5 protein-coding genes are annotated in these 4,354 nt (G+C 57.7%); 4 read left to right on the top strand and 1 reads right to left on the bottom strand.

Annotated features, from left to right (window positions below; translation table 11 throughout):
- The 4 genes from FXV83_RS42080 to FXV83_RS42065 all read left to right on the top strand — a co-directional run.
- A partial coding sequence (locus FXV83_RS42080) for an IS66 family transposase (RefSeq protein ID WP_148745864.1) occupies positions 1 to 561 on the top strand: 561 nt, incomplete at its 5' end.
- Positions 558 to 1,160 (top strand): plasmid pRiA4b ORF-3 family protein, encoded by a 603-nt coding sequence (locus tag FXV83_RS42075; RefSeq protein WP_148745863.1) that lies wholly within the window; start codon positions 558 to 560, stop codon positions 1,158 to 1,160. The genes FXV83_RS42080 and FXV83_RS42075, both read left to right, overlap by 4 nt.
- 43 nt (positions 1,161 to 1,203) lie before the next feature.
- On the top strand, positions 1,204 to 1,863 hold the full coding sequence (locus FXV83_RS42070; protein ID WP_187436554.1) for an SDR family NAD(P)-dependent oxidoreductase: 660 nt from the start codon (positions 1,204 to 1,206) through the stop codon (positions 1,861 to 1,863).
- 508 nt (positions 1,864 to 2,371) lie between these two features.
- Positions 2,372 to 2,674: a hypothetical protein gene (locus tag FXV83_RS42065; RefSeq protein WP_148745861.1), complete on the top strand. Its 303-nt coding sequence runs from the start codon at positions 2,372 to 2,374 to the stop codon at positions 2,672 to 2,674.
- A gap of 399 nt (positions 2,675 to 3,073) precedes the next feature.
- Here the strand turns inward: FXV83_RS42065 and FXV83_RS42060 are convergent.
- Positions 3,074 to 4,354: ATP-binding protein (locus FXV83_RS42060; protein WP_235940627.1), on the bottom strand; the 1,281-nt coding region annotated here is incomplete at its 5' end.

Below are 4,354 nucleotides of genomic sequence, written 5' to 3'. Positions count from 1 at the left end.
GTGAAGATCGAACGCGAGGCTTCGCCGGCGCCGGCTCCGGTTGCCCGCGAGGCCCTCGAGCGCATCGCCCAACTCTACGCGGTCGAGAAAGCACTCCGCGGCCGATCTGATGCCGAGCGTCGCGCGGGCCGACAAGCGCATGCCCGGCCTCTGGCTGCAGCCTTGAAGCAGTGGTTTGAGGCAACGCTTGATCACCTTGCGCAGAAGAGCGACACGGCGAAGGCTTTGCGTTATGCGCTGCGTCATTGGGACGGCCTGACGCTCTACCTTGATGACGGGCGCATCGAGATGGATACGAATGCGGTCGAGCGTGCGATGCGGCCGATCAAGCTCAACGCCAAGAACTCCCTGTTTGCCGGTTGCGACGAGGGGGCCGAGAGTTGGGCAGTACTAGCTTCGTTAATCGAGACCTGTAAGCTCAATAGCGTCAGCGCCGAGCACTGGCTCTCCGACGTCCTCGCGAAGCTCGTTAATGGCTGGCCTGCGGCGCGACTGGACGAACTGCTTCCATGGGCCTCGACCTACACGATGCATGCACACGATCCGAGGCTGGCGGCGTGAGCCTCAACACGACCGCCGTCCGGATCAAGGTGACCCTCAAGGACGTGAAACCGGAGGTGATGCGATGCCTCGTCGTGCCGCTCACGCTGCGCCTTGATCGGCTGCATCTGACGCTTCAGGCGGCGTTTGGCTGGACGAATAGCCATCTCTTTGAGTTCCTGGCTGGCGAAGAGCGTTGGGGTATCCCTGATCCCGACGGTGATTTTGGTCCCCAGCCTATCGATGCCCGCAAGACGCGGCTCGGCGATATCGTTCACGAGACCGGCGCCAAGACGATCCATTATCTCTACGACTTCGGCGACAGCTGGGATCATGTGATCAAGCTCGAAAAATGGTTCGACAACACGTCGACGGACGGTCTTCCATTCTTGCTCGAGGCCGCCGGTCGTTGTCCTCCGGAAGATGTCGGCGGTGCGCCAGGCTATGCCGAATATCTCGATGCCATTGGCGACCCCGCCCATCCGGAGCACGAACAAATGCGCCTCTGGGGCCCGGAGCGGTTTGATCCCAACGTCGTCGACCGGAAGGCGCTCGAGGCCGCCGTCAACGCTTTGTCCGACAAATGGAAGCCGCGGCGTCGCGTCACGCGCTCAAAATAGGCGTCAAGCACCAATCAAAAGGGCCGCAGAGCTACGCTTACACTTGATCGCGACGACCATCAAGCACTTCGGGAGAGTAGACCTTCTCGTGAACAACGCTGGTATCTGCGGAAGCCAGCTATTCGAGGACGCCACCCTTGATGATTTCGATCACTATTGGCGCGTGCACCTTGGCGGGCCGGTCAACACGGTGAAGGCTGCCTGGCCGTACATGGTCGCACAGCACTATGGGAAGATCATCCTCACGACTTCGGTCGCTGGGCTGCTCGGAATACGGGGCCAGGCCACCTATGCGGCGGCGAAGTGCGCAGTCGTCGGATTGATGCGCATTCTTGCAATTGAAGGTGCCGAGCATGGGATTCTCGTGAACACCATTTCGCCAGCCGGGTATACGAGGATGCACCCGGCGGCGGTTGCGGATCCCGCCTGGCTGAAGCAGAGCGAAGCCACCATGCCGGTTGAGGCTGTTGCGCCAGCGATCGTCTGGCTGGCAAGCGATGGTTGTTCAGAGACGAACCGCATCTACAACGTGGAAGCTGGAGCAATCCAACGTATCGCTATCGTCATGGGACCTGGCTTCAATGATCCACATCTGACACCCGAGAGCATCGCCGAGAACTACGCAAAGGTCGAATCGATCGAGGGCTTCTTCGAGCCGGGTCCGTTCGAGCCCGGTCAGATACCTGCAACGGCGAAGTCTTGAGGAACGAGGTTAGGTCCTGGCGACGTTCGACTCTGGCAGACAGCGTCAATCTATGAACTTCTACGCAAGTCATCAGCGGCCGCTCCAGCGGCGGAGCAACACTGGCCGCCCAAGCAGACCTGCTGAAGGTCAGCTTCGGGGCCAACTGCAGACTTAAACTGTCTGCAAACCTTATTCTCGGAGACTCCGTAACTGAGAGGACCTTGTGCTACTCTCGCGAGCATGTCCCGCTTCAGCACTCGTTCCACCGTTCTGCTCGTCCTCATCGTCGGGGGTACGTCCTGCATTTACGTGATCTTTGGCCTCTACATGTTGATCGGGCTGATTGCGTTGAACCTGGCCTGCCTCTTGTTTGTCCCGTTCGCTAGACGGTACGGATGGGGCGCTGAAGGGCGCCTCACGAGGCATCTCAGTCGTCCACGGTTCGAAGACGAAAGCCGCGAAGCCAGTTAAACGGCAGAGGGGACGTCCGCTACGGGTTAAGCAGTGAACGGTCGAGCTTATCATCATGGGCACGTTCTATAGCGACGATAAGATACAGGAAGCGATTGCTGCATTGGAGGACCACACTCCCGGTATTTGGGAGAGGATGAAGAAGATGGCTTCAGCCCCGGACGATCCTCACGATAAGGAACAAGAAGCAGAACTGGGAGCAATCGTGCGCGTCCTTACCATTGTCCTGCCTAGGGTGTCCTTCGTCGCGCAAGCTGAAGACAAAAATGAAGCAAGAGCGCGTCTCAGCATCGACGTGGGCAACACTGTTCGTGCAGCAATCGCGCCCGCTAAAGACGTTCCTAAGCCACGACCGTAATAGCCGCTATGGGTCATTCGCGTCGATTCAACTCGCCTAGGGCGACTTCCGGTCTACCCCAGAGAACGGACATCTTCAGAGCGGTCGGCACGTAAAGTGGGTGCAGCGCACCAGCGGCCCTTACTTGGGTTGCCTGTCGCGCCCGTGGCGTTTGTCGCATAATGGCGGACTATTGCGAACCCCGCAGCCCCGCTCATCGCGGCCCTGCTCCTTCGACCTCATCCAAATCCCCGCGTCGACGGGCCAAAATCAGACTTGCGTATTTGCGGCAACACAAGCCTATTCGATCACTGCGTCGGCACGGCCGAGCGATGACCCGCGATTGCGGCTGGTCAACTGGTCAACTTCAGCGCAAAGCGTCAGTCGTGCTTGACGTCAGAGGCACACGGGATGATTTCATTATCTCGAAGCCGCGATATCCTGGATAAAATCTCTTAGTGCTTCGGTGTCGAACGGCTTACGTAGTATTCTTAAATTTGGGGGAGCTGCTTTTGCAGCATCGCTGTAGCCAGTCGTGAGGGCGATGGGCAAATTGGGATACCGCGACCGAATTTCTCTCGCGAGCCCGACGCCATCGATCGTCCCCGGCATGACGATATCGCTGAAGACGAGATCGATCTTTGTACCGGCTTCGAGCAGTTTTAATGCCGCTTCGGCCGAATCTCGATAGATCGTCTCATAGCCCAGATGCTCGAACAGCGAGGACGTCACGTCCGCCACATCACCGCTGTCGTCGACAACGAGAACCGTCTGCCGCTGCGAATGCCCCGCTTTTGTTCTAGCCGCGGAGAGCTCCTTGCTGGTGATTTGCTCGTCTGCACAAGACGGCAAATAGACTGTAATCGTTGTTCCTTGTCCGACGTTGCTGTCTGCCTTCACCGTTCCACCGGCTTGGTGCGCAAAGCCATAAACCTGAGACAAACCGAGCCCGGTTCCTTTGCCAACCTCTTTGGTTGTGAAAAATGGATCGAACATCTTGGACAGAAGATTGGGCGGAATACCAATGCCCGTATCGTTAAACGCTATCGCAAAAGAGGCTTCGCCAAGGCGATTATCGCCAATGTCCAGATCTACGGTCACGGCGTTGACGGATAACGTGAACGTGCCGCCGTTTGGCATTGCGTCGCGGGCATTAACGGCGATGTTGACAATCGCAAGTTCCAGTTCGGCGAGGTCCACCTTAACCGGCGAAACACCGTCGCCAATGTTTTCGTTGTACACAATGTTCCCGCGCAGTGAGCTCTCGATCATGGTCCGCATGTTCTTTATGGAAGCATTCAAATCGACGACTGTCGGGCTAAGATGCTGATGACGAGAGAACGTCAACAATTGGCGCGTGAGACTTTCTCCGCGTTTGGCCGCTGTCTGTATGGCTTCGATTGCTCTTGGCAGTTTTGGATCAAGTAGGCGTGCAAAGATCTGAGCGCTACCTCCAATGATCATCAGTAGATTGTTGAAGTCGTGTGCAATCCCGCCGGTCAGTTTGCCGATAGCCTCCATTTTCTGCGAGACCGCGAGCTGTTCGCGTGCCTGGACCAGTTTCTCCTCTGCGTCGCGTCGTTCGGTTGCGTCCCGGAGTATGTTGATGAAACCGATCAGGTTTCCTGCGTCATCACGGATCGAAGAGACCGAACCGGTGATGAAGAACGGCGTGCCATTTTTTCTGATGCGCCAACCCTC

This window comes from Bradyrhizobium hipponense (assembly GCF_008123965.1).
In the GTDB taxonomy this organism is placed as follows: Bacteria; Pseudomonadota; Alphaproteobacteria; order Rhizobiales; family Xanthobacteraceae; genus Bradyrhizobium; species Bradyrhizobium hipponense.
This window is presented reverse-complemented; position numbering and strand designations above follow the sequence as displayed.